Origin of the sequence: Bradyrhizobium sp., from assembly GCF_052389815.1 — a bacterium.
GTDB lineage: Bacteria > Pseudomonadota > Alphaproteobacteria > Rhizobiales > Xanthobacteraceae > Bradyrhizobium.
In genome coordinates this window covers 18,952-42,069 of the sequence record NZ_JBQTHN010000098.1, presented here as the reverse complement: position 1 = coordinate 42,069, position 23,118 = coordinate 18,952, and the positions used below count along the sequence as shown (strand labels likewise).

The 23,118-nt window shown below is 65.2% G+C and carries 27 protein-coding genes; 9 read left to right on the top strand and 18 right to left on the bottom strand.

Annotation, left to right across the window (positions count from 1 at the left end; genetic code table 11):
* Positions 1 to 2 precede the first annotated feature (2 nt).
* The 4 genes from ACT4OC_RS17390 to ACT4OC_RS17375 all read right to left on the bottom strand — a co-directional run bounded on the left by ACT4OC_RS17390 (position 3) and on the right by ACT4OC_RS17375 (position 3,335).
* Positions 3 to 299, bottom strand: coding sequence for a hypothetical protein (locus ACT4OC_RS17390; protein WP_444840253.1), 297 nt, complete (start codon positions 297 to 299; stop codon positions 3 to 5).
* 126 nt (positions 300 to 425) lie between these two features.
* The gene (locus tag ACT4OC_RS17385) at positions 426 to 980 is read right to left on the bottom strand and encodes an inner membrane-spanning protein YciB (RefSeq protein WP_444840252.1); all 555 of its coding nucleotides are present in this window, start codon (positions 978 to 980) and stop codon (positions 426 to 428) included.
* Positions 981 to 1,078: 98 nt separating this feature from the next.
* Positions 1,079 to 1,657 (bottom strand): hypothetical protein, encoded by a 579-nt coding sequence (locus ACT4OC_RS17380; RefSeq protein WP_444840251.1) that lies wholly within the window; start codon positions 1,655 to 1,657, stop codon positions 1,079 to 1,081.
* Positions 1,658 to 1,931: 274 nt separating this feature from the next.
* Positions 1,932 to 3,335, bottom strand: coding sequence for a carotenoid oxygenase family protein (locus tag ACT4OC_RS17375; protein WP_444840250.1), 1,404 nt, complete (start codon positions 3,333 to 3,335; stop codon positions 1,932 to 1,934).
* 113 nt (positions 3,336 to 3,448) lie between these two features.
* On the opposite strand from ACT4OC_RS17375, the gene ACT4OC_RS17370 reads away from it, so the two are divergent.
* The gene (locus tag ACT4OC_RS17370; RefSeq protein ID WP_444840249.1) at positions 3,449 to 4,165 is read left to right on the top strand and encodes a TetR/AcrR family transcriptional regulator; all 717 of its coding nucleotides are present in this window, start codon (positions 3,449 to 3,451) and stop codon (positions 4,163 to 4,165) included.
* A gap of 64 nt (positions 4,166 to 4,229) precedes the next feature.
* Here ACT4OC_RS17370 and ACT4OC_RS17365 read toward each other — a convergent pair whose 3' ends face one another.
* Positions 4,230 to 4,784 carry a hypothetical protein gene (locus ACT4OC_RS17365; RefSeq protein ID WP_444840263.1) on the bottom strand — a complete coding sequence of 185 codons (555 nt, stop codon included), beginning with the start codon at positions 4,782 to 4,784 and terminating at the stop codon, positions 4,230 to 4,232.
* Positions 4,785 to 5,004: 220 nt separating this feature from the next.
* Between ACT4OC_RS17365 and ACT4OC_RS17360 the strand changes: the two genes are divergently transcribed.
* Positions 5,005 to 5,694, top strand: coding sequence for an SET domain-containing protein (locus ACT4OC_RS17360; protein ID WP_444840248.1), 690 nt, complete (start codon positions 5,005 to 5,007; stop codon positions 5,692 to 5,694).
* 2 nt (positions 5,695 to 5,696) lie between these two features.
* Here the strand turns inward: ACT4OC_RS17360 and ACT4OC_RS17355 are convergent, their stop codons facing one another.
* The gene (locus ACT4OC_RS17355; RefSeq protein WP_444840247.1) at positions 5,697 to 5,987 is read right to left on the bottom strand and encodes a DUF6522 family protein; all 291 of its coding nucleotides are present in this window, start codon (positions 5,985 to 5,987) and stop codon (positions 5,697 to 5,699) included.
* The gene (locus ACT4OC_RS17350) at positions 5,984 to 6,403 is read right to left on the bottom strand and encodes an RrF2 family transcriptional regulator (protein WP_444840246.1); all 420 of its coding nucleotides are present in this window, start codon (positions 6,401 to 6,403) and stop codon (positions 5,984 to 5,986) included. The genes ACT4OC_RS17355 and ACT4OC_RS17350 overlap by 4 nt, the downstream gene beginning before the upstream one ends.
* A gap of 97 nt (positions 6,404 to 6,500) precedes the next feature.
* Here ACT4OC_RS17350 and ACT4OC_RS17345 point away from each other — a divergent pair, with 97 nt between their 5' ends.
* Positions 6,501 to 6,983, top strand: a complete 483-nt coding sequence (locus ACT4OC_RS17345) for a group III truncated hemoglobin (RefSeq protein ID WP_444840245.1) — start codon at positions 6,501 to 6,503, stop codon at positions 6,981 to 6,983.
* Between the two features lie 37 nt (positions 6,984 to 7,020).
* Here ACT4OC_RS17345 and ACT4OC_RS17340 read toward each other — a convergent pair whose 3' ends face one another.
* Together ACT4OC_RS17340 and ACT4OC_RS17335 are read right to left on the bottom strand one after the other, a co-directional pair.
* A complete protein-coding gene (locus tag ACT4OC_RS17340; protein WP_444840244.1) occupies positions 7,021 to 7,419 on the bottom strand; it encodes a hypothetical protein in 399 nt (132 codons plus the stop codon).
* A gap of 39 nt (positions 7,420 to 7,458) precedes the next feature.
* On the bottom strand, positions 7,459 to 7,689 hold the full coding sequence (locus ACT4OC_RS17335; protein ID WP_444840243.1) for a hypothetical protein: 231 nt from the start codon (positions 7,687 to 7,689) through the stop codon (positions 7,459 to 7,461).
* A gap of 101 nt (positions 7,690 to 7,790) precedes the next feature.
* Between ACT4OC_RS17335 and ACT4OC_RS17330 the strand changes: the two genes are divergently transcribed.
* Together ACT4OC_RS17330 and ACT4OC_RS17325 are read left to right on the top strand one after the other, a co-directional pair.
* A complete protein-coding gene (locus ACT4OC_RS17330) occupies positions 7,791 to 8,609 on the top strand; it encodes a helix-turn-helix domain-containing protein (protein WP_444840242.1) in 819 nt (272 codons plus the stop codon).
* Between the two features lie 41 nt (positions 8,610 to 8,650).
* Positions 8,651 to 8,908, top strand: a complete 258-nt coding sequence (locus tag ACT4OC_RS17325) for a hypothetical protein (protein WP_444840241.1) — start codon at positions 8,651 to 8,653, stop codon at positions 8,906 to 8,908.
* Positions 8,909 to 8,973: 65 nt separating this feature from the next.
* Here ACT4OC_RS17325 and ACT4OC_RS17320 read toward each other — a convergent pair whose 3' ends face one another.
* Entirely contained in the window at positions 8,974 to 13,722 is a 4,749-nt protein-coding gene (locus ACT4OC_RS17320) for a VCBS domain-containing protein (RefSeq protein ID WP_444840240.1), read from the bottom strand.
* Positions 13,723 to 14,077: 355 nt separating this feature from the next.
* Here ACT4OC_RS17320 and ACT4OC_RS17315 point away from each other — a divergent pair, with 355 nt between their 5' ends.
* Positions 14,078 to 14,788 carry a FecR family protein gene (locus ACT4OC_RS17315; protein WP_444840239.1) on the top strand — a complete coding sequence of 237 codons (711 nt, stop codon included), beginning with the start codon at positions 14,078 to 14,080 and terminating at the stop codon, positions 14,786 to 14,788.
* Between the two features lie 65 nt (positions 14,789 to 14,853).
* Here the strand turns inward: ACT4OC_RS17315 and ACT4OC_RS17310 are convergent, their stop codons facing one another.
* Positions 14,854 to 15,390: a thioesterase family protein gene (locus ACT4OC_RS17310; RefSeq protein ID WP_444840238.1), complete on the bottom strand. Its 537-nt coding sequence runs from the start codon at positions 15,388 to 15,390 to the stop codon at positions 14,854 to 14,856.
* Positions 15,390 to 15,650: a hypothetical protein gene (locus tag ACT4OC_RS17305; RefSeq protein WP_444840237.1), complete on the bottom strand. Its 261-nt coding sequence runs from the start codon at positions 15,648 to 15,650 to the stop codon at positions 15,390 to 15,392. Before ACT4OC_RS17305 ends, ACT4OC_RS17310 begins: the two co-directional genes overlap by 1 nt.
* A 170-nt stretch (positions 15,651 to 15,820) precedes the next feature.
* On the opposite strand from ACT4OC_RS17305, the gene ACT4OC_RS17300 reads away from it, so the two are divergent.
* Positions 15,821 to 16,486 carry a DsbA family oxidoreductase gene (locus ACT4OC_RS17300; RefSeq protein ID WP_444840236.1) on the top strand — a complete coding sequence of 222 codons (666 nt, stop codon included), beginning with the start codon at positions 15,821 to 15,823 and terminating at the stop codon, positions 16,484 to 16,486.
* A 9-nt stretch (positions 16,487 to 16,495) separates the two neighbouring features.
* On the top strand, positions 16,496 to 16,687 hold the full coding sequence (locus ACT4OC_RS17295) for a hypothetical protein (RefSeq protein ID WP_444840235.1): 192 nt from the start codon (positions 16,496 to 16,498) through the stop codon (positions 16,685 to 16,687).
* 2 nt (positions 16,688 to 16,689) lie between these two features.
* Here the strand turns inward: ACT4OC_RS17295 and ACT4OC_RS17290 are convergent, their stop codons facing one another.
* The 6 genes from ACT4OC_RS17290 to ACT4OC_RS17265 form a co-directional block, all read right to left on the bottom strand.
* Positions 16,690 to 17,634 carry a cupin-like domain-containing protein gene (locus tag ACT4OC_RS17290; protein ID WP_444840234.1) on the bottom strand — a complete coding sequence of 315 codons (945 nt, stop codon included), beginning with the start codon at positions 17,632 to 17,634 and terminating at the stop codon, positions 16,690 to 16,692.
* On the bottom strand, positions 17,631 to 18,827 hold the full coding sequence (locus ACT4OC_RS17285) for a GNAT family N-acetyltransferase (RefSeq protein ID WP_444840233.1): 1,197 nt from the start codon (positions 18,825 to 18,827) through the stop codon (positions 17,631 to 17,633). The genes ACT4OC_RS17290 and ACT4OC_RS17285 overlap by 4 nt, the downstream gene beginning before the upstream one ends.
* 354 nt (positions 18,828 to 19,181) lie before the next feature.
* The gene (gene ccoG, locus ACT4OC_RS17280) at positions 19,182 to 20,621 is read right to left on the bottom strand and encodes a cytochrome c oxidase accessory protein CcoG (RefSeq protein ID WP_444840232.1); all 1,440 of its coding nucleotides are present in this window, start codon (positions 20,619 to 20,621) and stop codon (positions 19,182 to 19,184) included.
* 51 nt (positions 20,622 to 20,672) lie between these two features.
* Positions 20,673 to 20,876, bottom strand: a complete 204-nt coding sequence (locus ACT4OC_RS17275) for a YgaP family membrane protein (protein ID WP_444840231.1) — start codon at positions 20,874 to 20,876, stop codon at positions 20,673 to 20,675.
* A 24-nt stretch (positions 20,877 to 20,900) separates the two neighbouring features.
* Positions 20,901 to 21,344: a thioredoxin TrxC gene (trxC, locus tag ACT4OC_RS17270; RefSeq protein ID WP_444840230.1), complete on the bottom strand. Its 444-nt coding sequence runs from the start codon at positions 21,342 to 21,344 to the stop codon at positions 20,901 to 20,903.
* The gene (locus ACT4OC_RS17265; protein ID WP_444840229.1) at positions 21,341 to 22,627 is read right to left on the bottom strand and encodes an NAD(P)/FAD-dependent oxidoreductase; all 1,287 of its coding nucleotides are present in this window, start codon (positions 22,625 to 22,627) and stop codon (positions 21,341 to 21,343) included. The genes trxC and ACT4OC_RS17265 overlap by 4 nt, the downstream gene beginning before the upstream one ends.
* Before the next feature lie 115 nt (positions 22,628 to 22,742).
* Here ACT4OC_RS17265 and ACT4OC_RS17260 point away from each other — a divergent pair, with 115 nt between their 5' ends.
* On the top strand, positions 22,743 to 23,042 hold the full coding sequence (locus ACT4OC_RS17260) for an ArsR/SmtB family transcription factor (protein ID WP_444840262.1): 300 nt from the start codon (positions 22,743 to 22,745) through the stop codon (positions 23,040 to 23,042).
* The last annotated feature ends 76 nt before the right edge of the window (positions 23,043 to 23,118 follow it).

The window sequence follows — 23,118 nt, the reverse complement described above, 5'->3', positions numbered from 1 at the left end:
GATTAGGCCCGCGTCCCCGTGAACGGGAAACTTCCCATCGGGCCGATGCCCATCTCGCCGGACATGCTGTCGCCGGAAACCGCGCCGGTGAAGGCGAGCGTGAGCGGCATCGGGTTGGTGATGGAGACCTTCCAGGCGACGTTGTCGCCGCTGACGGTGCCTTCGAAGATTTCCGTCGAATTGCCGTCGGCGCCCTGGGTGCCCGTGAGCGTACCGCCCGAAGCCTTGATCGACAGCGACGCCTTGCGCTCGCCCATCGGCGTGCTCATCGTCAGGTTCCAGTTTCCGTCCACGGCCATTTCACGTCTCCCCGAAGGTGTGTTTTCCAGTCGCGGGGTTATATCCCATTACATCCCGCAAGCCCAACGGTCTGTTCCGAAAAAATCGATGCGGCCTTCCCGCGCGTCGATTCGATACGCCATGAATCAGGCACGGGCGGCAGCGCGCAGGCGGTTGCCCACCAAGAGGCGGAAGGCGACGTATTGGATCGCAAACGCCGCGACCTTCGCGCCGATCAGCACGACCGTCACATAGAACGCCCACAGCTTCATGTCGCCGGTCATGGCGACGCCGATCGTGCCGGCGGCGAGCGCGAAGCACAGCGCGGCCCAAGCATAACCGGCGAAGGTGACGTATTCAGGAATGGTCTCGCTGACGATCGGCGGCATGTAGCGCAGCATCCAACCGCGCTTGAGCATGATGAGGCCGATCGCGGCATGGCCGATCGCGGGTTTTGCCAGCACGAAGCGCGGATCGTGGGTGAGGAGGGTGGCGCCGCCGAGCACGATGACGAGGCCGAGGCTCGCCCAGGTCATGTAGCCCAGCGTCTGGCCCTTGTAGCGCGACCAGATCACCTGGCCGACGGCGCCGACGATGGCGATGGCGGTTGCGAGGATGACGTTGTCGGTCGTGAGATAGATGACCAGGAAGACGATGGTGGAGAGGAAATCGGAGCCGAGCCGGCGGAATACGTCCTTCATCGTCTGTTTCCTCATACCCTGTGGAAAATGCCGCGCCGAGGCGGCTTGGATAGGTGGTCCGCGTCGGGAAAGCAAATCCGGCGCGGTATCTCTTCAGGTCATTGCGGGCGGGGCAGCGCGCTTGCGGGCGGCGTGCCGTATTTGGCCCGAAGGCGTTGCGGATACCATCTGGTGAAATAGATCGCGCAGTTGCGGGCGGCGAAGGCGACCAAGAGGCCGCCCCAGAACGGCAGCCACGGCACGTAGATCATCGCCGCGTTGCCGATCATCATCAGCGCCATCGCCGCGGTCCACGCCCAGGTGATCGCGTAGTTGGCGCGGATGAAGCCGGGCAGCCTTGCGGTCTCGGCGTCGGTGACCTCGAGCGCATATTGCAGCGTGAAGGGGTAGCGGATCAGGATCGAGAACAGCGACACCAGGAAGATGCCGGTATCGACCGCGAAGCGCACGACGGAATCGCCGAGCGCGGGATCGACCAGCGCAACGTAGAGGCCGACGGCGCCGAAGGTTGCGACCGATCCGGCGCCGAGCATCTTGACCGAGCGTCCGCGCCAGATGTCGAAGGCCATCACTGCAAGGCAGATCGCGGCCGAAGCGAACAGGCTGACGGCCGCCGATGCGATCAGCATCAGGGCGGCGAAGGCGCCGTAGGGGGCGAGGATCAGGAAGATCATCATGGCAGCCTCCTGGGCCAAATCTTTACATCGTAAAGATACCGTAGGTGCACCGGATAGAGTCGTCAAGCCAAATCTTTACAGTGTCAAAATAAGGTGATCTTTGGAAAAACTGACAGTCAGACCAGATCCTTATAGATCGGATGTGGAGGCGCGCTCTTTCCAATCAGTCATTCCGGGGCAGCCCGTGGGGCTGAACCCGGAATCTCGATCAATCACCTCTGGATTCCGGGTTCATCGCTGCGCGATGCCTCGGAATGACGAGGGTGAGGCGCCGTCAGTTCGCGCCGACCCAGTTACCATGAAAACCATCCGGCACGCGGTGGCCGAGATGTACCAGCGCCGCGGGGCCGCTCTCGATATCCTGCGCATTGAACACCGCAAGATCGCTGCGATTCTCGCGGGCGCGCCAGACCACCGCCAGCAGCCAGCCGTCGCCCTCGGCGGCATCCTTGCCGCGCTCGACGAACACGGGCTCGGAGATGGTGTCGCCTGCGGGCAGCAGGTAATTCGCGAGCCGCTTGCCGGCGCCGTCGACATGCACGATGCCGGAGAGGGCGCCGAACATGGGCAGATCCGGATTGGCGCAGGCGTACCAGCCGTGCGACGAGGCGAAGCCGGCCCTGCGGTCGTCGACGCGCGGGAATTCGCCGGTGAGGTCGTCGAGCCAGGTTTGCGTGAAGCGGTCGGTATTTCCGGCGAGATCGAAGGTCCAGCGGCAATAGCGGGCGCGCGATTTCACGGGGTCGGTCGGCGTCCCGTCGGGATGGTTGAACAGTGGCGCCTCTTCGTACTGCATGACGTCGGCGATGATGCGGTCGCCTTCCTCCCACGCATTCATGACGTGGAAAACGTAACAGCTCTCGGTGCGGAACCAGACGATGTCTTTCGCCGAACCGCTGCGCTTCAGCACGCCGACATAGGCGCCTTTCTCTGGCTCCCAGGCGTAAGGCGCCTGGCCGCGCATCGCCCGCTCCATGCTGCCGGTGATGGGCAGGATGGGAAAGAGCAGGTGGTTCCCGGTAACGATGAAGTCGTGCACCATGCTGGCATAGGGCGCCTCGAACCGCTCGAAGCGCTTCACCGTGCCGGACGAAGCGACCGCGCCGAAGGAGAGCGTCGGCGTCAGGGGGCCGCTCGCATTATAGCCGAAGAAGACGAGCTCGCCGGTCACCGGATCGACCTTGGGATGTGCGGTGAAGGGCCCCTTGATGGCGCCGTCATAGTCGCAATAGCCGCGCCGGCTCAGCGTATCAGGCTCGATCTCGGTCGGCATATGGCCTTCCTCCAGCGCGAGCAGCCGGCCGGCGTGGAAGATGATGTTGGTGTTGGCGACGCCGCCATCGTTGGTGATTTCGGCCGGGGTGCCCGGCAGCTTGCGGCCGAAACCGCCGAACAGCGCGCGGCCGGCGTCATGCTCGGCCTGCCATTTCGGGGTGCGGACCCAGCGGTTGCGATAGCTGGCGCGGCCGTTTTCGAGATGGAAGGCGTGCAGCATGCCGTCGCCGACGAACCAGTGCGCGCCGGGAGCGTCGAATTGCGGGTTGGGGCCGTTGCGATAGAGCGTGCCGTTCAGCTCGCGCGGCAACTCGCCTGATATCTTGAGGAAGGGCGCGTCGCATTCCATCGGGATCGGCGCCAGATTGGTACGCGCAGCGTTGGTCGTCACCTGATCGTGCATGGCCTACTCCCCGAGCTGTTTATCTTTACATCGTAAAGATATAAGTAGCCCGCCTGCCTGTCGCCGTCAAGCAAAATCTTTACACTGTCAAAATGGCGGCATATAAGAGTCGCATGTCAAAAAAACCAAGAGAAAACAAAGCGAGCCGCCCACGCAGCCGTAGCGCGGCGAGGCCTGCAGTGGCGAAGCAGGCGGTGCGGCGAACCCGCGCAGCGGCGGATACGCCTTATCACCACGGCGCCTTGCGCGAAGCATTGTTGAAGGCGGCGGAAAAATTGCTGGAGCGCGACGGGCTCGCGGGGCTGACGCTGCGCGCCGTGGCGCGCGAGGCGGGCGTCTCACATGCCGCGCCCACCCATCATTTCGGCGATCTCACCGGGCTCGTCAGCGAGCTTGCGGCCATCGGCTATCGTCAGTTCAACGAGGCGATGCGGGCGGCGAACGCCTCCGGCACGCCGCAGGAGAGGGGGATGGCGAGCGCGAAAGCCTATGTCGCCTATGCGCAGGCCCATCCCGGCATGTACGGGCTGATGTTCCGCACCGAACGGCTCGACATGGAGCGGCCTTCGCTGCATGAGGCCGCCAGCGCCGCGTTCGCCGGCCTTGCCCGCGGGGTCGGCGCCAGCCGCCACGAACATATCGAGGCGGAGGCGCTGTCGCTCGAACAGGCCGGGGCGATCGCGCGTGCCTGGTCGCTGGTCCATGGCTTCACCATGCTGCTGCTCGACGACCGCATGTCCGACATTTTGCGGCGGCTGCCAGCGGGCACCACGATGGAGCAGTTGTTCGAAGCGATGCTGAAAAGCCCCCCTCCGCGGCCGCCGGTTTAGCCGGCGTGAAGCGCCGGCGTATCAAGGCATAGCCGGCGCGAAGCGCCGGCGTTATCAAGGAAAGTCAGCGGTGCGCCAGCTCCACGCCGCGGCCGCTGTTGCCAAGGATCTTCACCGCGTCCTTGCCGCATTTGAAGTTTCGCGCGAGCTCGTCGGCCGCCTTGCGCGCCAGCTCGTTGGCGTCGGGATTGGCCTGCACGTCGACATAGGCGACATGGCAGACCGGGCCCGGCGCCAGCCGCGTCACCGCCAGCATCTGTTTTGCGATAGGACGGCCGTCCTTGTCCTGGTCTGCATTGTCGGCGATGTGCCAGCGCTGGATGATGGCATAGGGCCTGCCGTTGGCGGCGCGCCATTCCACCGTGTTGGTGGTCGAATTGAACGGGCCGAACCAGGTCTGTGCCGCCGGTTCCTTTGAAGCCCCGAGGCGATTGCGCCCGACCGAGACCGTCTCGCGCAAATCGTCCTCGGCAATCAGCACGATGAGCCCGATCTTGCCCGGGCAGACCCTAATGGTGCCGTCGTCGACGCCATTGCCCGCGCTCCTGACGCGGCAATCCTTCGGCGCGGTCGAGGTGTAGCTGGAGCCGATCGTTTCGGCGTTGGAGTGCAGGACCATGGCCGCGCTGGCGGTAACCAGCGTCAGCGCGGTGACCGCGATTGTGACAGTGGAGGGAATGTACTGCATCGGCCGGCCCGTCATTGGAACGTCTCGTAGGTTTTGACGTTCGCAATCTGGGGACGGTTCAATCGCAATGCGGGAAACACCTGACAGCGAAGCGGAATCGTACTAGAAGGGTTGCTTCGCGACATCGCCATCAGCGTTCATTCAGTCGGTCATGCCTGCCATTTCGTCGAACAAGCCGTATCGTATCGGCCGCTCCCGCACCGGGCTCGGCCTCTTCGCCACCAAGCCGATCAAGAAGGGCACCCGGATCATCCGCTATTTCGGGCCGCTTCTGGACTGCAACAAGGAAGAGGACGACGCGATCGAGAACAAGTATTTGTTCCAGCTGACCAACCGCTGGACCATCGACGGCTCGGTGCGCGAGAACGTCGCCCGCTACATCAACCATGCCTGCCGGCCGAACGCGGAATCCGACGTTCGCCCGCGCAAGCGCAAGGTTTTCATCCGCGCCATCAAGGACATCGAGCCTGGCGAGGAGATCAACTACGACTACGGCACCGATTACTTCAAGGAATACCTCAAGCCGATCGGCTGCCTGTGCGCCGCCTGCGAGAAGAAGCGCAAGAAGAAGCGGGCGGAGGCGAGGGCGGAGAAGCAGCGCCTGAAGGCCAAGGCCGAGAAGAAGGCGCGCAAGGAAGCCGAGAAGCTCGCCAGGGAACAGGAAAAGCAGGCGCGGAAAGCGCGCGAAGTGGCTGAGAAAACGCGCAAGCAGGCCGGCCGCAAGCAGCTCAACGGCACGCATCTGAACGCACACGGTGCGTACGATGTGCGGGCCGCAAAGTCCGACATCTCTCAGCGCGTCGGGCGCGGACAGGACGGGGCGCAGCGCGTCCTGGCGTAACCTCAGGCGCCGGGCTTGCGCAGCGAAGGCGGAAGCCCTGCTTCCCCGAAATCGATCGCCGAGCGCTGGACAATCCTGCCGCGCTCGTCGACGACGACGCGAAAGCGACGGTGCTCCGAGAAGAAGGTCAGGCGATGCCTGCCGGCGTCCTCGCCGGTGCCGCGTTCCGAAAGACTCGTGACCCGGCCGGCGCGCATTTGCCGCCGGAGCTGCGCCAGGGTCAGGTCGAGCCCTTCCGCGATCACGGAAGCCTCGACCTCGATCACGCCGTCGCCGAGCAGGACGGGTTTCATGCCGGTCTCCTTGCGGGTGAATAGGCGCATTCGGCAAGCGTGGTGGAGTCAAGCTCGCGCATGAAGGCTTCGCGGGCCGCGGCGAGCTTGGCCTTCAGGCGGCAGCGCGGCGTCAGCACGCAATGGCCGCCATCCGCGGAAAAACATTCCACGAGGCCTTGCCGCCGCTCCAGCGTGCGCACGACTTCGCCGAGCGTGATCGACTGCGCCGGCCGCGCCAGCGAAAGGCCGCCGCCGGCACCGCGCTGGGTGGCAATGAAGCCGCCATCGGCGAGGTCGCGCACGACTTTCGCCAGATGATGGCGGGAGATGCCGAACTCGGCGGCGATCTCGCCGGTCGCGAAGGAGCGCGTCGGCTCGCCGGCGAGCCGCATCAAGGCGCGCAGCGCAAAATCCGTGAAGGTGGTCAACCGCATGTCAGGCCTCGCGATTTGCCCTTGCAAACATCCTGTATCAAGTTAAATAGGTATTTAAGATGCCTATTTAGAATAGGCAACGGTACGAGAGGGAATAGTGTCCATCCCGCAGGCAGTCGCGTCGGGCCCTGAACGGCGCGAGGAGATCACGGCGCAGATCGTCGCCCAGACCGGAATCACCGAGGTCATGATCGAGCAGCTCGTCCGCGCCTTCTACACGAAGGTGAGGGCGGACGAAGCGCTTGGGCCGATTTTCGCGGCGCGGATCCGGGATTGGGAGCCGCATCTGCAGCAGATGTTCGCCTTCTGGTCGTCGGTCGCGCTGATGACCGGGCGCTACCACGGCACGCCGATGGTCAAGCATATGCGTCTTCCGGTCGATGCCAGCCATTTCGATCGCTGGCTCGCGCTGTTCGAGCAGACCGCGCGCGAGCTCTGTCGGCCGGAGGCGGTGGCGCATTTCATGGAGCGCGCGCAGCGTATCGCCTCGAGCCTCGAGATGGGCGTCGCCGGCACGCATGGCGTGATCCTCGGCAAGGGCGAGCGGTTTGGCCGCAACAAAGCGGCCGCCGCGGAGTAACGCGACGGCCGTCAGGGCTGTCGGGTGCGGATCGAGCTTACGCCGTCACGGTGCCGCCGCTCCTGCGCAGGCCGATATATTGCAGCTCGGCGAACACGCCGGTGGCGATCGCCTGCGCCACCACCATGGCCGTGCCCATCAGGTTCGGCGAGACGGCGCCCGAAAACAGCAGCGCAATGCTGCCGAGCGTCCAGGCGGCGTTGCCGACAATCACGATCAGCACCAGCGCCTTCATCGCGGTCTGCCGCGAGCCGAGCCAGCCGACGAACGCCGCATAGGCGATCAGGAACAGGCCGACTTCACGCAGGAACATCTCCGGCAGGTTGAACAGCGGGGCGAAGGCCCCGGCGCCGAAGGTGAAGCCGAGCGCGGCAACGCCGCTGAAGATTGCGTCGGCGATCAGGGCGCGGCGCAGGAACGAGGACGGATTGATCATGGCAGTTCTCCTTGTGCTCTCGGGGTGGGGACTTCGAGTTCAGGCGGTGAGATCGCGGAACCAGGCGCGCAGCCGGCGGGCGTGGGCGAACGGGCATAGGGTCCTTGCGGCGCGGGTCTCGGCAGCCGCGACCTGGGCGTAGACGTAAGCGCCGGTCGAATGCACCAGCGGCTGCGGCATGTTGAGGGACCGGGCCACCAGCCAGGTCGCCATGTTCAGCGCCCATTCGGCGATGGCGGCGGGCTGAAGCGGGTTGTGCTGCGGGGTCATTGTCGTCTCCTTGTGCCCCCGAAGATGACCGCCCTGCCGCGCGGATTCGACTACCTCGCACGTAATGGAATGCGCGAATTTCGCATGGTAGGTTTTCCACCATGAACGCATATGCATCTGCGGCGCGAGCCGAACCCGCAAGACCCATCCATATTGGCGAGCACCTGCGCGAATGGCGGCAGCGCCGTCACCTGAGCCAGCTCGACCTTGCCGGCGAAGCCGAGATTTCCGCGCGGCACCTGAGCTTCGTGGAGACCGGACGCTCGGCGCCGTCGCGCGAGATGGTGCTCAAACTGGCGGAGCGACTGGACGTGCCCCTGCGCGAACGCAACGTGCTCCTCGTCGCCGCCGGCTTTGCGCCGGCCTTCCCGCAGCGCGCGCTGGACGATCCCGCGCTGAAGTCGGCGCGCGAGGCGATCGACCTCGTCCTGAAGGCACACGAGCCGAACCCGGCGCTGGCCTATGACCGGCACTGGAATCTGGTCGCCGCCAACCGCATGCTGGCGCCGATCCTGCAAGGCGTTCCGCCAAAGCTGCTGAGCCCGCCGCTCAACATCCTGCGCCTCTCCTTCCACCCCGAGGGCCTGGCGCCGCGAACGGTCAATCTCGGTGAATGGGCCGCGCATCTGCTGGAACGGCTGCACCGCCAGTGCGAGGCGACCGCCGATCCCGAGCTGGTCCGGCTCTACAACGATCTGAAGAGCTACCCGCTGCCGGCGCGCTCGGCTCCGGTCTCCGCCGACAATGTCGCCATCCCCTTCAAGCTTCGTCACAATGGCGAAGTCCTGAGCTTCATCTCCACGACGATGGTGTTCGGCACCCCGGTCGACGTCACGCTGTCGGAGCTGGCGTTGGAGACGTTCTTCCCCGCGGATGAGCTGACCGCGCAGCGGTTGAAGCAGATGCAGCCGCGCGACTAGCCGGCGTTTACAGCGGCGCCGCCCTTTCGCATAATCTGCGCATGGATACGCCGGCAAAGCACACTCCCTCGCACGGCAATCCCGTCGGCGATCTCCTGCGCGCCTGGCGGGCGCGCCGCGCCATGAGCCAGGCCGATCTCGCGTTCGAGGCGGGGATCTCGATCGAGCATTTGAGCTTCGTCGGCACCGTGCTGACGCTCGGCACGCCGCAGGACATCACCCTGCAGGAGCTGCGCGTCGAGCTGTTCATGCCGGCGGACGCGGCAACCGAAGAGACGCTCGGCAGGCTGGGCCGTTGAGCCGCCGGCGTGCAGCCATGGACGATGCCGCTTTCGCGCCGCCTCAGGCACGGAAGGATACGCCATCACACGATCAGTTCGTGCGCGCCGTGGCTTGCAGCTTGGGACGGAGCGACATGGGCGTGAGCGGCGGCCGGTTCCTCCGGTTGCGAGAGCTCGGCAATAATCTGCTGGATGGCCGCCGGCCCGACCGGACCGGCGCCATGTTCGTGCGTGACCGAACCGGGGGCGGGGCCCGCCTCCGTCAATTCGACGGGATCGGCGTGGTTAGAAGGAGTCGCCGCGTTGTTGAAATGGAATGAACCGCCTTGCCCGGGCTCCACCCCGTTCTGCAAGATACTGGCGGCGGGTTCCTGCGCCGGAGCGGGTGCTGCTGTCTTTGTCTCCACGATTGCTGCGGGCCCATCGGGTCCGGCCCCGTGTCCATGCGCAATCCCCGGAGCCGAGGCAGGGCTTGAGCTTCCCGGCTCGATGGGGTCGGCGTGGTTGGAGGAAGCCGCCGCGTTGTTGAAATGGGAGCTGCCTTTCCCCGGCTCCTCGATCTGTGCGTGACTGCCGGCGTGTTGCTCTGCTGGTCCGCCGGGTTCGGCCCCGTGCCCGTGAGCAAGGCCCTGGGCCGAGGCGGGGTTTGCCCCTTCCGGCCCGCCCGGTTCGGCTTGGTGCGAAGCAGCAGAGCCGTTGTTGAAGTGGGATGAATGTCCTTGCCCCGGTACTACCTCTGCATGACCGGGATTCACGGCGGCGGTTTGGTGGCCATTGCCGGCGGCCGGCGGGCTCGATGCCGAATGAGGGTTGTTAGGACCGGTTCCTTCGAGGGCGGCTTGCGGCTCATGCTGCGGGTGAGGGTTTGCACCATTGCCCGGGGTTACGCCCTGCTCGGCAAGCTGCGCCGCGGCGACCGCGTTCGCCATAGCCGCAGGCTCGTTTGGGTCGGACGGAGGCATCGCGGCTGCATGGCTCGCCGCGGTTGCGCCGGCGGCCGGCCCCGCCTGCAACGTGAAGTGCTCCTCCACCGGCGCAGCGGCGGGATCGTGCCAAAGCTCGATTGGCGGTCCACTCACTAGCGCGGTGACCGCTTCGCCATCGCTGGCTGCCGTCGCGTAGGCCGAAGCTTCGCCGAAGCGGGCGATCCTGATGGAGCCGATCGAATCGACACCGCGATCGAAATCGAACTTGAAGCTCTCCTCGGTTGCCTGCAGCGTCCAGCTGCCGGCATGGGCGCTTACACCATCTTCAGACTCCGCGGACACCTCGGCAATGGCCGACGTCAGAACGACGATTTCGGCTGCCGCAATTGCCGCGAGCGCAGGATCGATGGCTTCGCCGGCGGTAACGACGGTCGTGGCGGTCGCCTCCTCGTGGATGAAATCCGACTCGGCAACGGACACGACGCCCTGCAGGTGGATCTCCAGCAGGGCCGGATCGCCGATGTCCAGGACCTCATCCGTCGGGTTGACGTAGACGATGGTTTCATTGCTTGCGCTGTCGTAGATCCAGGCGATGGTGCGCGGCGGCACCGACGTGCTTGCCGAAGTCAGGTGCAGGAACGCCAGCGCGCCAAAGGCCGCCAGGTTGATCTTGTCCGAACCCGACGCGAAATCGGTGATCCGGTCGAACCCGCTCGAGTTGGAATCGGCAACGGCCAGGTAGACGAACACGTCATCGCCGTTGCTGCCCGTCAGATCGTCAGCGCCATATCCGCCGATGATGGTATCGCTGCCGTTATTGCCGTTGATGTCATCGCGGCCGGATCCTCCGTACAACGTGTCGTCACCGCCATTGCCCTTGATCGTATCGTTGCCTGATCCGGAATACAGAACGTCATCCACGCCAGTGCCATTGACGGTGTCGTCACCCGCGCCCGCGTAGACTGTCTGAGGCTCATTGCCGCCTCCCGCGATGGTTTCGCCGTCGGGAGTCCCGTAAACGAACGGCGGGTCGCTTACGACCTCGGTCCCCAGGGCAAGGTGGTCGAAATCGTTCGGGTCCGCATCGCTGCTGCCGTGGATGACGATCGTCACCACCTGCGTGGTGCCGTCGATGGTGGTGACCGTGAATGTATCGGTCAACGTCTCACCGGGATCGAGCGCCTCCACCTCGGCATTAGCGTTGTCGAGCATGTAGGTCCACGCGCCGGCCGCGGTCATCATGAAGGTCCCGTAGCCCTTGCTGCTCGCCGTCGGCGAGGTGACGGCGATGAAGGCGTTGTCCTCGTTGTCCACGTCGGTGTCGGTGAGCGTGCCGGTCGCAACGGGCGTGCCCGGATCGGCGCCGGCCTCAACGACCGATCCGGAGGCGGTGCCGGAGATGACCGCCGCGTCATTGCTGCCGGTGATGGTGATCGTCACCGCTTGCGCGGTGCCGTCGACCGTGGTCACGATGAAGCTGTCGGTCAGGGTGCCGCCGACGTTGAGCGCCTGCACCTCGGGATTGCCGTTGTCGAGCGTGTAGGTCCAGACGCCGGCTGCCGTCATGGTGAAGGTGCCGTAGCCGTTGTTGCTCGCGGTCGGCGCGATGACGGCGATGAAGGCGTTCGCGGCATTGTCGGCGTCGGCGGCCGAAAGTGTGCCGGTCGCGACGGGCGTGCCCGGCGCGGTGCTGCCGGCCTCGAGCACCGAGCCGGCCGTGGTGCCGGAAATGATCGCCGCGTCGTTGCTGCCGGTGATGGTGATGGTGACGATCTGCGCCGTGCCGTCCACCGTGGTCACGATGAAGGTGTCGATCAGGGTGCCGCCGACATTGAGCGACTGCACCTCGGCGTTGCCGTTGTCGAGCGTGTAGGTCCACACGCCGGCTGCCGTCATGGTGAAGGTGCCGTAGCCGTTGTTGCCCGCGGTCGGCGAGATGACGGCGATGAAGGCGTTGTCCACATTGTCCACGTCGACGTCGGTGAGCGTGCCGGTCGCAACCGGCGTGCCTGGCGCGGTGCTGCCGGCCTCGAGCACCGAGCCGGAGGTGGTGCCGGAAATGATCGCCGCGTCGTTGCTGCCGGTAATGGTGATGGTGACGATCTGCGGCGTGCCGTCGACCGTGGTCACGATGAAGGTGTCGATCAGGGTGCCGCCGACGTTGAGCGCCTGCACCTCGGGATTGCCGTTGTCGAGCGTGTAAGTCCAGACGCCGGCCACCGTCATGGTGAAGGTGCCGTAGCCCTTCTGGCTTGGTGTCGGCGAGTTGACCGCCGTGAAGGTGTTGGCGGGATTGTCGACGTCGGTATCGGTGAGCGTTCCCGTGGCGGTCAGCGTGCCCGGCGCGGCGTTGGCGACGCCGCCTGCTTCCGTGACGCCGCCGCCGGTAACGCCGGTTATGATCGCGGCGTCGTTGCCGCCGTCGATGGTGACCGTAAAAATCTGGCTGGCCGCGAGCGTTCCGTCGGAAACCGTGATGATGAAGCTTTCGATCGTGGGCGCCGCCAGCGCGTTGATGGCATCGTCGTCGGGAACGTAGATGTAGGCGCCGGTCGCGCTGTCGAGGTAGAGCGTACCGTAGGGGCCGGTCTTCGAGGTATCGTAGGTAACCCCGTCCAGGACCGTGCTGCCCGCGGTGCCGCCGTCGATGCCGAAGGTGAGGGTGGCGCCCGGGCGGGGACTGCTGGCGACGAAATTTCCACTCGACGCGGCGAAATCATCGAACGCGCCCGTGTCGATCAGCATCGGTCCGCTCGCCGCATTCAGCGACGGAGGCTCGGGCGGCAGCGGTGGCGCAATGAGCGGGTAGAATATCGGGTTCGGAGCGAACTCCAGCGGCGGCAGCGACCCCGGCGTCGTCGGGCCACCGGGCTGAACCTCGTCGAGCTGTTGCGCTCCCGGCAGGTTGAAAATGTGGGGAGGGCTGGACGAGCCGTTCGGGCCATATCCCTTCGCGACATTGGCGAGCACGGCCTGCTGGGCGGCTTGCAGTTCCTCCATGCGGGCGGCGGAGTTCGCGACTTGGCTCACGCTGACGGAGGAGCCTCTGCCGGTGAGTACGATTGTCTGGCCGGGATCATTGACGACGATGTGCCGAGGGACATCCTCCTTGGTCCAGAGCTCGAACGCGCCGTATTCGAGATCCTTGTAAGCAATGTTGTCGTCGTCCAGGATTGTTTCGCCCGGATCCGCCGCCTTTGCATCGGGCATCGTTGCGAAGGTCAGCGCGGCGAGCGACAGCATGCCAAACCCGCCATGTCGCTGCGACAAGACGAGCGCCGCCAGCACCGTCCGGCTGTTGATCTCGAGCTTCTGATATATGTGGTGGAGATGGACCTTGATGGTGCCGTCGGAAACGTTCAGCTGTCGCGCGATTTCCTTGTTCGACAAGCCTTCGGCTACCAGGCGCATGATTTCGCGCTCCCGGTCCGTCAGCACCGTCAGCAACTCTTCGATGTTGGCGCCGCTTTCCTTCTCGGGTGACGCTAATTCCGGGGATAGCTCCGGCAGCAGGCTGATGCCCTCCATCACCAGCCTCAGGGAACGCAGCAAGGTTTCGGGGCTCGCGTACTTCGAGATCCCGCTACAGGCACCGTCTGCGATGGCCGACGCGAGATCGCCTTGTTCGAGCGATGAGGTGAAGAAGACCAGCCGGGTGGGAAGATTCTCGGCATTGGCGATGGCGAGAAATTCGGATGCCGTCACGTCGGGAAGCGAGTCGCCCAGAAGTGCGACATCGGGCGCCAAATTGCGAAGCGCTTCGACCGAGCGTCTTCCGCTGGTGCAGGATGCGACGATCTCGAAGTCCTGCTGCGCTGTGATTACCGATATCAACCCGTGCAGAACGATCGGATGTCGATCCGCGATCACCAGTCGGGTGCGTCGCATTTGGGGCGCAACAAACATTGGCTTGACCTCGCTGCCAAGCGTGGCGCCGCCTTGTTCTGGCTTGCCAAGCGCCAGTGGGCCCAAATCTTCTGGCGCCGGCTAGCCCCAGGGCTGCCCGCCGAAACGTCCGACTGAAATAACCCAGCATCTTCAGGGAGAAGACCTGATCAGCGCGACGTCAAGCAACTTTCCGCCGCAAACGTGTCCGGCCCCCCTCAAGAACTATCGAATTGCCGGGGAGCATGCGCCCATTTTGCGACCGCGCAAGCCCCCGGGAGCGGGAAATAAAGAGGTACTGGTCGACAACGGCTGTCAGCACTAAGCTATCGCGCATTGGACACTACCGCATTCGGCGTGGCGCAGCATCCGGTTGTTGCCGGGCTCAACCGGCGGACTGCTGTACGAACGGGACCTTCTCGCGAAGGAAGGGGATCATGTGCACGCGCAGGGATTTGCGTTGGTGGCCGGTCTTGTCTTCTTGCTGACCGGTTTTTTCCCTGGTTGCTCCGCAGCCCAGATCGGGCCGCAGCGGCCGGCCGTTCTGGAGCTTCCGTCGAAACCTATCGGCAAGGTCGTGGTCGCCACGGGCTCGGTCTCGATTGAACGCGCGAACGCGGTGGTCGTGCAGGCCAGTGTCGCCGGACAGGAGACGAAGGTCGGCGACCTCGTCTATCGGGGCGACGTGGTCAAGACCGGCGCCGATGGCCGGATCGGCATCAACTTTGCCGACGGCAGCTCGTTCAATCTGTCGAGCAACGCGCGTATGGCGCTGGACGAGTTCGTCTACGATCCAAACGGCAAATCGAACTCGACCCTGTTCAATTTGACGAACGGAACGATGACGTTCGTGGCCGGCGGTATTGCGAAGACGGGCGATATGAAGGTCGACACGCCGGTCGCAACCATGGGCATTCGAGGCACCACGCCACATGTCGAGATTTCGAACGACGGCTCGGTGAAGTTTTCGACGCTCATCGAGCAGGGCAAGGGCAAACTTGCGAGGGGTTCCGGTCCGGCCGCGGCGCAGCGCCCGGAGCAATTGGACCGCGAAAAGCTCAACTTGAGGATCTGCCGGGGCTGCTAGGTGATCTTCTCGGGCGCAAGCCGCGCCCGCGGACCGCGGCCGCCTTCGCAAGGTAGCAAAGGACTTCAGGACGCCTGAGCCTGAGCCTCGCGCCGCTCGAAGCTCATCGCCTGCATCACTTCGGCGAACGGTCCCTGGCGGTCGCTCAACGTCGCGGTGGTGAGCCCGGCGCCGCCGGCGCCGACACGGGTGCGCGAACGGATCAGAATCCATTCACCCTCCGGCTCGCGGAAGAAGTACAGGCTGATCTCGGGATTGATGAAGGTCCATTCGCGTATGTCGACGATCTGAGCGACGCCGCTGGAGAAATCCGCAGCCTGCACCGCCTGCAGCAGCGGCGTGTTGGCCTCGCCCTCGACCACGGGCACGTCGAGCCGCATCCACGCGGCAGCCGGGCCGGGTTTCTCCAGCGCGCCCTCGATCAGCCGCACCGAGACGTTCTGGAAGTATCTGCTCCAGCGCTGCGCGAAGCCGGGCGGCGGCGTGCCGCTCTCCGGCGGCGCATCGGCGGCCGACGTCCTGGCGAAGGGATCGGCGGGCGACTCGCTGCCTTGCGCGGTCAGCAGCGCCGTGCAGCGGCCGATCTCGGTCTCGCCGTCCATCAGGCGCACCTGCAACGTTTTTGCTTTTCGGCCGTCGCGCAGCATCTCGCTCGCCACGCGGAAGGCGCGCAGACCCGCAGGGCGCCAGAGGTCGAAAGTGAGCGGCGCACGGCAAAGCCCGACGTCTTCGCCAGCCGCTCCACCTCGCGCGTCATCAGCGCGGTGGTGGCGCTGTCTTGCAGCATGTCTGATGACCACGGTCCGCCGGCATGTTCGGTGGCGCGGAACAGGGGGCCTTCGGGCTTGAAAATGGCGGTCATGGGCGTCTCCGCTGGCAAATCGACGGCCGATCGCTACGGCCACCCGGCGAATCCCGCAATAACCGCGGAGGTTATGTTGGATGAGGCATGCCGCTTCCGGCCTTGTCCGGGACCCCGATCGGCTTATCTTCAGCGCTTGCGTGACAGCAGGAGAAGCCCAGGAGAACCTCATGAGCGACCTGAAGCCCCTGAAACTCGACATCGTCTCCGACGTGGTCTGCCCCTGGTGCTACATCGGCAAGCGCCGCATCGAGAATGCTTTGGCGCTGGTGCCCGACGTGCCCGTTGAAGTGCGCTGGCGGCCGTTCTTCCTCAATTCATGGGTACCGCGCGAGGGAATCAGCCGCGAGGAATACCTCACCGCCAAGTTCGGCTCGGTCGAGGCCTACAAGGGCATCGCCGGCCGCGTGGTGCAGGCCGCTGGCGAGGAGGGGCTCACGTACCGGCCCGAGCTCGTCAAGCGCCAGCCCAACACCATCGATTGCCATCGCCTTATCCATTGGGCCGACCAGCAGGGCAAGGCCGCCGAAATGAAGCAGCGGCTGATGGAGCTCTATTTCCGCGACGGCGGCGACCTCACCGACGCCGGCGTGCTGGTGCAGGCGGCCGCCGATGTCGGCCTCGACGCCGAGGATGTGAAGAGGCGCCTTGCCACCGACGAGGACGTGGAGCTGATCTCCTCCTGGGCGCAGGAAGCTTCCGACAAGGGCATTTCCGGCGTGCCGACCTTCGTGTTCGCGCAGAAATACGCGGTGTCCGGCGCGCAACCGGCCGAGCAGCTGGCGCGCGCCATCCGCCAGGTGTCGGCGGAAATCAACGCGCAGGCGGCGGAGTAGGACAACGCTATGGCCGGTGGAAAGCGAGTCTTGGGAAGCGACCTGAAAAGCGTCGATCGACATATCTTGCAGGAGCACGAATACGACGAAATTCCTGAGTTGACCGAGGAATGGTTTGCCATCGCGGAACATCGTCGAGATGGCAAATTGGTTCAGCGCGACGGTCGAACTGCTCAAATGTTCGAGCGCAAGAAGCCGTAGGCCTAAGCCCCCTTCAAATAGTAGTTCGCCTTCTTGCCGAGCGCGATGCGGCGCAGCGCCTTGCGCATCGCCATGGAGCTGCGCAGCGGCGTGATGGCCGTCGTGACGGTGCGGTAAAGCGCGAGCTTCAGCGCATCCAGCGCCGGCTGCCTGCCCGGCGCCTGCTGCGGCAGGCCGATGCCGCGCAGCCACGAATTGAAGAAGTGCAAATCGTTGTTGCGGCGGACCTCGCGCGTCTTCCAGGTGATCGCCATCGAGATCGAATAGCTGCCGGCGGTGCGCACCCAGTGCGGCCACTGATAGGGCACGTAGCAGCCTTCGCCCGCGAACAGATGGAATTCAGTCGCGCGTGGTGCACAGCGCTCGTCAAATTTCAGGTTACGGTGCTTGGTCATCGAACGCTCGATCTCGGCATCGTCGATGATGGCGCGGTCCGTGTTGTCGTAGATGGTGAAGAATTTTTCGCCGTGGATGTGGACGAAGAAATTGTCCTCGCTGTCGAGATGGAACGGCGTCGTCGAGTTCGGCGAGGAGACGAACAGGAAACCCTCGATCTGCTCGAAGCCGGCATCGGCCACGCTGTTGAAGCCGCGAGCGCGGGCGACCGACAGCAGGGTATCCTCCAGCAGCTGGCGGTATTCCGGCGAATTCTCCACGCGCTTGAGCACCATCCAGGCGCCGGCGGTCTCGATGCGCCGGACGATCTCGACCGGATCGAGATCGACCGCGGGGATCGCGTCCGGGTCCTGGCTGATCGCGACCTTGCCGGAATTGTATTCGATGAGGTCGCGCGGCAGCTCGGCGGCGAGCTGCGCGATACGCGGCAACGTCAGCAGCGGATGGCCGGAAAGCTTGTGGCGGATCGCGAACGGCCTCAGCGGAAAGTCGCGGCGCAGCGAGTCGTTGGAAGCGGTGATGACGGGCGCAATCGCCGTGGTCGTATTCATGTGGACTTCTCCTGACGGCTTTCCCGGCGTCGCCGGAGGAAATGAACGGCGCGGCGGGCCGGCTCGCGGATCGCCTGGCGCAGCGCAAGCGCGGCGCGGATCAGCGGCACGACGACGTCGTGGCGCTGCAAGGGAACGAGCACGTCGCCGATGGCAAGACGGGACCGCCAGATCGGATTGATCATGGGATGATCGGGCGCCGCGGTGGAATCGGCGAAGCGGATCAGCGGATCGGCGCAGAGGTGCCGCGTCAGCTCAAGCGTGAGCTGCACGCCCGGCGAATACTTTGCAAAGCGCTCGTCGACGCCGAGCTTGAAGAAGAAGGCGCGATCGCCGTGGCGCAGCACGACGCCGGCCGCAACCGGCGTGTCGCCGGCCCGGAGCGAAATGATCTCGCACTGGCCGCGAGCCGCCATCGCCACGGTGGCGCGGCGGATGAAAGCGGCGTCGCCCTGGTCCTGCGCAAGCGCCGTGCCGCGCCTGGCCTTCCAGCCGCTGGCTTCGAGCGCAAGGAATGTCTCGACCGCCGGCGCAACCTCGTCCGGCGTTCGCGCGACGTCGAATTGCACCGCGCCGTGGTCGGCGAGCCGGTTGCGCTGACGGCGCAGCTCCTTCAGCTTCTTCGCGCCCAGCGCTTCCTGCAACACTTCGTCGGCGTCGCGCGTGGCATCGAGCGCGGCGCGCAGATGCGATTGCAGCAGCCTGACGCGCAGGCCGTCGCGGCGCAGTTCCTCGCGAAAGGCCTTCATCGCAGGACCGTCGAGCGCGACTGCGCGCAGCAGCAAGGCATGGGCGCCGGCCGCGCGGGCCTGGCGCATCAGTTCGAGCGCGGCGGCCTCGGCCTGTTCGCGGTCGAGCAGCGGCGTGCACAGCGAGCCATAGGGGTCGGCGCTGACCAGCGCCGGCAGCGGAATTCCGTAAGCCCGCCACATCGGGACGACCGGCAACAGTCCGGTCAGCCTTGTATCGCTGAAGGCGCAGATCGCTGAAGCGTTGGTACGGCCACGCGCGGAGGCGTCTACCGCCATTTCCCAGTCGGGCAGGTAGTAGCCGTTCGGCTCGACCGTCCGCTCGGCAAGCCCGCGCCAGGCATCCGCACCAACGCTTGCGAGCGGCACCGGCGCGGCGCGCGTTGCCGCTTCATCCCGCATGGGTGCGCGGTGAACCAGAGTTGTATCGGCAATGTCGGCCACGTCCTCAAATCCCCGTGCGCGACGGGCGGACGCCGTTGACCCCTGTCGTCCGTCTTCCTCGCGCTGATGGAGGCCAAGCTAGCCGAAAAGGTTGGAGAAACCCGTTGGTCGCAGCATCGAAGTTGAGCGATAATGTTAACGCTTCATTAGGCATAAGCATGGACTACACGCTCAGTTGCCGCCCCGCAGTTTCCCGTCCGTTACGGTCAGGAACCGACGTGCGAAAGCTGCCGCATGTCCGTGACAGCTGGCGCAATTCCTGTCCCAGTATCCATGAAGATCGACTTCCGCTGCGTTTCCCGCGCCCGCGGCCGTGAGCGCGATCGCCATGATCAACAGCAATCTCATCATGCATCACCGGCCGGGAGACACGAAGTGGTCCCGCGCGGCCACGGTTTGGCCCGTCGTGAGGTCGGTTGCCTCGATCGAGATGTCGACCGGCTTTGCCGGCACCGCTCCCGGATCGACCTGCACCGATATCCGCACTTCGCGGGTCTGGTCTTGCCCGACGTCGATGGCCAGCTTGCCGTCCGGCCTGCGCGAAACGCCGGCGGCCTGAAGCTTCGCGCCCGGCAGGCCCGAGACCTCCAGCGCGAACGAGCGCTCCGCGCCCTTGTTGAGCAGGCGCAGCGAATAGTCGTTGCGCACGCCGCCATCCGCCAGCTGGACGAACAGGGGATTGCGCTCATGCAGCACGTTGACGTCGATCATGCTCCGGGTGAGCAGCGAGTACAGCATGATGCCGCCGACGATCGCCATGGCGGCGGCGTAGACGAGGGTGCGCGCGCGCGCCGGCCGGTAGATCGGCGCCTTGCCCTCGCGCCGCCGCTGCATGTTGACGTCGGTGTCGTAGCCGATCAGGCCGGTGGGGCGGTCGATCTGCTCCATGACGGTGTCGCAGGCGTCGATGCACAGGCCGCACTGGATGCAGCCGAGCTGAATGCCGTCGCGGATATCGACGCCGGTCGGGCAAACGTTGATGCACTGGTGGCAGTCGACGCAGTCGCCGGCCGTCTCGCCGTGGGCGCGCGCCTGCTCGGCCTTTTTGACCGACATGCGCGGTTCGCCGCGGTCGCCCCGGTAGGTGACGTTGAGCGCCCATTCGTCGGTGAGCGCCGCCTGGATGCGCGGCCACGGGCACATGTAGATGCAGACCTGCTCGCGGGCGTGGCCGGCGAAGATGTAGGTCGTGGCGGTCAGGATGCCGATCCAGAGATAGGCGATGAACGGGGCCTGGAAGGTCGCGAGGTCCTTCACCAGGGTCGGCGCGTCGGCGAAATAGAGCACCCATGCGCCGCCCGTCCACCAAGCGATCATGAGCCAGAGGAAATGCTTCAGCGCAACCTGCCGGACATGCGTGAACGTCCAGCCGCGCTTGTCGCTCATCATCCGCTCGCGCCGGTCGCCCTCCACCCAGCGCTCCACGGCATAGAACAGGTCGGTCCAGACCGTCTGCGGGCACATGTAGCCGCACCAGATGCGGCCGGCGACGGCGTTCATCAGGAACAGGGCCATAGCGGCGAGGATCAAGAGGCCCGTGAAATAATAGACCTCCTGCGGCCACAACTCGATGAAGAAGAAATAGAAGCGGCGGTGCGGGAAGTCGACGAGCACGGCCTGGCTCGGCAGGCCGGGCCCGCGATCCCAGCGGACGAACGGCAGCAGATAATAGACCCCGAGCGTGATGCAGAGGATCACCCACTTGATGCGGCGGAATCTGCCGTGCACCGCCTGCGGATAGACCTTGGCGCGAGGCGCATAGAGCGGGCCTTCGATGAAGGTATCGTTGCTCATGGACGGGATTCCTCGCGATGGGCGCCGTCAGGCGCGGGATTTCCGCGCCGCTCAGTTGAACGCGCAGCCGCCCCGCAGGCCCAGCTTCCTGAAGACCATAGCGGCCGGGCAGAACCCCGTGAACGACGCCTGCAACATGTTGACGCCGGCGAACGCCGTCAGCAGGTACCAGTAGGCGTTGACGTAGTAACCGAGCGCGAGGCCCAATAGGACGACGAAGCCTGCAAAGGCGAGAACTGCTTTATCGACATTCATGGATGTACTCCTTCAGTTGGCTAATCAGGAACGGGCCAGGCCGGATTCGGTCCAGGCGACGATGTTGCGCACGTCCATTGCTCCGGCGTGACGCGCGATTTCCCGGCCGCCTTGCATCAGCAGCAGGGTTGGAATGCCGCTGATGCGAAGGCGCGAGGACAGGGCAGGGGCGGCATCGGAGTTGAGTTTCAGCAGCCGGACTTTCGGCTCGAGCTGTTGCGCCGCGCGCTCGAACATCGGCGCCATCGCGCGGCACGGACCGCACCACGGTGCCCACACGTCGACGAGCAGGGGAATATCGCTGTTGGCGACGTGGCGTTCGAAGCCTCGCTCGTCGACTTCCAGGGGGTGTCCGGTGAAGATCGCCTGGTGGCAGGCGCCGCAGCGCGCGCCCTGCGCGGCGCGCTCGGCCGGCAGGCGGTTGATCCGCCCGCACTGCCCACAGACGATTTGCCGCATCTTGCTCATGTGCCGGTCCTGACTTCCTTGATCTTGGCGATGTTGAGCTTGTCGAGGAGGAAGCGCTCGTAGATCGGCTCGCTCTCGCCGCGCCGCATCTTGCGCAGGAAATACTTCTCGAACGCCACCTTGGCGTAGTGGACCCATTCGCCCTTGGATGACCAGTTGACGTTGCGCGGCGGGATCTGCGGCTGCGCCAGGAAGGCGACGCCGGAATCGCCGAAGTCGGCAAGGCAGATCGCGTTCCACGTCGGCTGGGCCGCCGGCGGCTTGCCGCGGAGCAGGGCGCCGATGTTGAGGGCGGTGGCCGTCACCATCGATTCGATCATGAAGCCGGTCTTCGGTACGCCGACGGGGACCGGCGTCGCGCCGAGCGGGGCGATCGCGACGCAAACGCCGACCGCGAACACGTTGGGGAATGCCGGATTGCGCTGATGCTCGTCGACGATGACGAAGCCGCGCGGATTGGTCAGCTTCTCGAGGCCGCGAACCGCACCGACGCCGCGGAAGGCCGGCAGCATCATCGAATAGGCGAACGGCAGTTCGTGCGTCTTGCGCACGGTGCCGTCGTCGGCGAGCTCCTCGACATGCATCTTGCCGTCTTCGACGGCCTTGACTCGCGCATTGGTGATCCACTTGACGTGCTTCTCGCGCATTTCGCTTTCGAGCAGGCCCTTGGTGTCGCCGACGCCGTCGAGGCCAAGATGCCCGATATAGGGCTCCGAGGTGACGAAGGTCATCGGCACGCGGTCGCGCAGCTTGCGGCGGCGCAGCTCGGTTTCCAGGATGAAGAGGAATTCGTAGGCCGGACCGAAGCAGGAGGCGCCCTGGACGGCGCCGATGATCACCGGTCCCGGATTGGCTGCGAGCTTGTCGAAGGCCTCACTTGCGTGCGCCGCATGGTCGACATGGCAGACCGACTGGGTGTGACCCTGCGGGCCCAGCCCCGGAATTTCGTCGAAGGCGAGCTCGGGTCCGGTCGCGACCACCAGATAATCGTAGTCGATGGAAGCACCGTCGGCGAGCTCGACGCGGTTCTCGGCAGGATGGACGCGCTGGGCGCCCTGCGTGAGCAGGCGAATTCCCTTGCGCTTCATGATATCGGCAAGATCGATTTCGATCTCGTCGCGCTTGCGCCAGCCGACCGCCACCCACGGATTCGACGGGACGAAATGATAGACCGCGCCCTGCGAGATCACGGTGAGGCGATCCTCCTTTCGCAGCTGCGGCAGCAATTCATAGGCCATCAGCGTTCCGCTCAGACCGGCTCCGATTACGACGACTTCCGCCATGGGCACACCTCCGTTGGTTGGCCGCGTCGCCGGTTCAGCTCCGGCCGTCGTGCAGCGCTTGACTATATATGCGAACTCTCGTATATACGCAAGTATGAAAATAAATAGCGAAATGATGGAGCGGGCGGCCGACCAGGCGAGCGATCTGCTCAAGGCGCTCTCCAACCGGCACCGGCTCCTGATCATCTGCCAGCTGATCGACGACGAACGCTCGGTCGGCGAACTGGCCGAATTCCTCGATCTGCGGGATTCCACCGTTTCCCAGCATCTGGCGCTCCTTCGCAAGGATGGCCTGGTATCGGCGCGGCGCGAGGCGCAGACGATCTTCTATTCGATTGCCAGCGAACCCGCGCGCGAGATCCTGAAGACGCTCTATCAGGTCTTCTGCGCGCCGAAGTCCGCAAGGACGAAGTGAAACTTATGAGCGTCCGCGCGGCGGTGCGTTGAGCGAGATCAACGACGCCTTCGCCATTGCCGGTGAAGTGAACAAC

What these genes read in the sequence shown, in the direction of transcription:
- ACT4OC_RS17320 (WP_444840240.1), bottom strand. Translation starts at nt 13,722, where the DNA reads ATGTTTGTTGCGCCCCAAATGCGACGCACCCGACTGGTGATCGCGGAT.
- ACT4OC_RS17380 (WP_444840251.1), bottom strand. Translation starts at nt 1,657, where the DNA reads ATGATGATCTTCCTGATCCTCGCCCCCTACGGCGCCTTCGCCGCCCTG.
- ACT4OC_RS17300 (WP_444840236.1), top strand. Translation starts at nt 15,821, where the DNA reads ATGAGCGACCTGAAGCCCCTGAAACTCGACATCGTCTCCGACGTGGTC.
- ACT4OC_RS17260 (WP_444840262.1), top strand. Translation starts at nt 22,743, where the DNA reads ATGGAGCGGGCGGCCGACCAGGCGAGCGATCTGCTCAAGGCGCTCTCC.
- ccoG (WP_444840232.1), bottom strand. Translation starts at nt 20,621, where the DNA reads ATGAGCAACGATACCTTCATCGAAGGCCCGCTCTATGCGCCTCGCGCC.
- ACT4OC_RS17385 (WP_444840252.1), bottom strand. Translation starts at nt 980, where the DNA reads ATGAAGGACGTATTCCGCCGGCTCGGCTCCGATTTCCTCTCCACCATC.
- ACT4OC_RS17365 (WP_444840263.1), bottom strand. Translation starts at nt 4,784, where the DNA reads ATGGTCCTGCACTCCAACGCCGAAACGATCGGCTCCAGCTACACCTCG.
- ACT4OC_RS17350 (WP_444840246.1), bottom strand. Translation starts at nt 6,403, where the DNA reads ATGCGGTTGACCACCTTCACGGATTTTGCGCTGCGCGCCTTGATGCGG.
- ACT4OC_RS17335 (WP_444840243.1), bottom strand. Translation starts at nt 7,689, where the DNA reads ATGACCCCGCAGCACAACCCGCTTCAGCCCGCCGCCATCGCCGAATGG.
- ACT4OC_RS17275 (WP_444840231.1), bottom strand. Translation starts at nt 20,876, where the DNA reads ATGAATGTCGATAAAGCAGTTCTCGCCTTTGCAGGCTTCGTCGTCCTA.
- ACT4OC_RS17375 (WP_444840250.1), bottom strand. Translation starts at nt 3,335, where the DNA reads ATGCACGATCAGGTGACGACCAACGCTGCGCGTACCAATCTGGCGCCG.
- ACT4OC_RS17295 (WP_444840235.1), top strand. Translation starts at nt 16,496, where the DNA reads ATGGCCGGTGGAAAGCGAGTCTTGGGAAGCGACCTGAAAAGCGTCGAT.
- ACT4OC_RS17305 (WP_444840237.1), bottom strand. Translation starts at nt 15,650, where the DNA reads ATGACCGCCATTTTCAAGCCCGAAGGCCCCCTGTTCCGCGCCACCGAA.
- trxC (WP_444840230.1), bottom strand. Translation starts at nt 21,344, where the DNA reads ATGAGCAAGATGCGGCAAATCGTCTGTGGGCAGTGCGGGCGGATCAAC.
- ACT4OC_RS17310 (WP_444840238.1), bottom strand. Translation starts at nt 15,390, where the DNA reads ATGGACGGCGAGACCGAGATCGGCCGCTGCACGGCGCTGCTGACCGCG.
- ACT4OC_RS17355 (WP_444840247.1), bottom strand. Translation starts at nt 5,987, where the DNA reads ATGAAACCCGTCCTGCTCGGCGACGGCGTGATCGAGGTCGAGGCTTCC.
- ACT4OC_RS17290 (WP_444840234.1), bottom strand. Translation starts at nt 17,634, where the DNA reads ATGAATACGACCACGGCGATTGCGCCCGTCATCACCGCTTCCAACGAC.
- ACT4OC_RS17265 (WP_444840229.1), bottom strand. Translation starts at nt 22,627, where the DNA reads ATGGCGGAAGTCGTCGTAATCGGAGCCGGTCTGAGCGGAACGCTGATG.
- ACT4OC_RS17360 (WP_444840248.1), top strand. Translation starts at nt 5,005, where the DNA reads ATGCCTGCCATTTCGTCGAACAAGCCGTATCGTATCGGCCGCTCCCGC.
- ACT4OC_RS17330 (WP_444840242.1), top strand. Translation starts at nt 7,791, where the DNA reads ATGAACGCATATGCATCTGCGGCGCGAGCCGAACCCGCAAGACCCATC.
- ACT4OC_RS17390 (WP_444840253.1), bottom strand. Translation starts at nt 299, where the DNA reads ATGGCCGTGGACGGAAACTGGAACCTGACGATGAGCACGCCGATGGGC.
- ACT4OC_RS17325 (WP_444840241.1), top strand. Translation starts at nt 8,651, where the DNA reads ATGGATACGCCGGCAAAGCACACTCCCTCGCACGGCAATCCCGTCGGC.
- ACT4OC_RS17340 (WP_444840244.1), bottom strand. Translation starts at nt 7,419, where the DNA reads ATGATCAATCCGTCCTCGTTCCTGCGCCGCGCCCTGATCGCCGACGCA.
- ACT4OC_RS17370 (WP_444840249.1), top strand. Translation starts at nt 3,449, where the DNA reads ATGTCAAAAAAACCAAGAGAAAACAAAGCGAGCCGCCCACGCAGCCGT.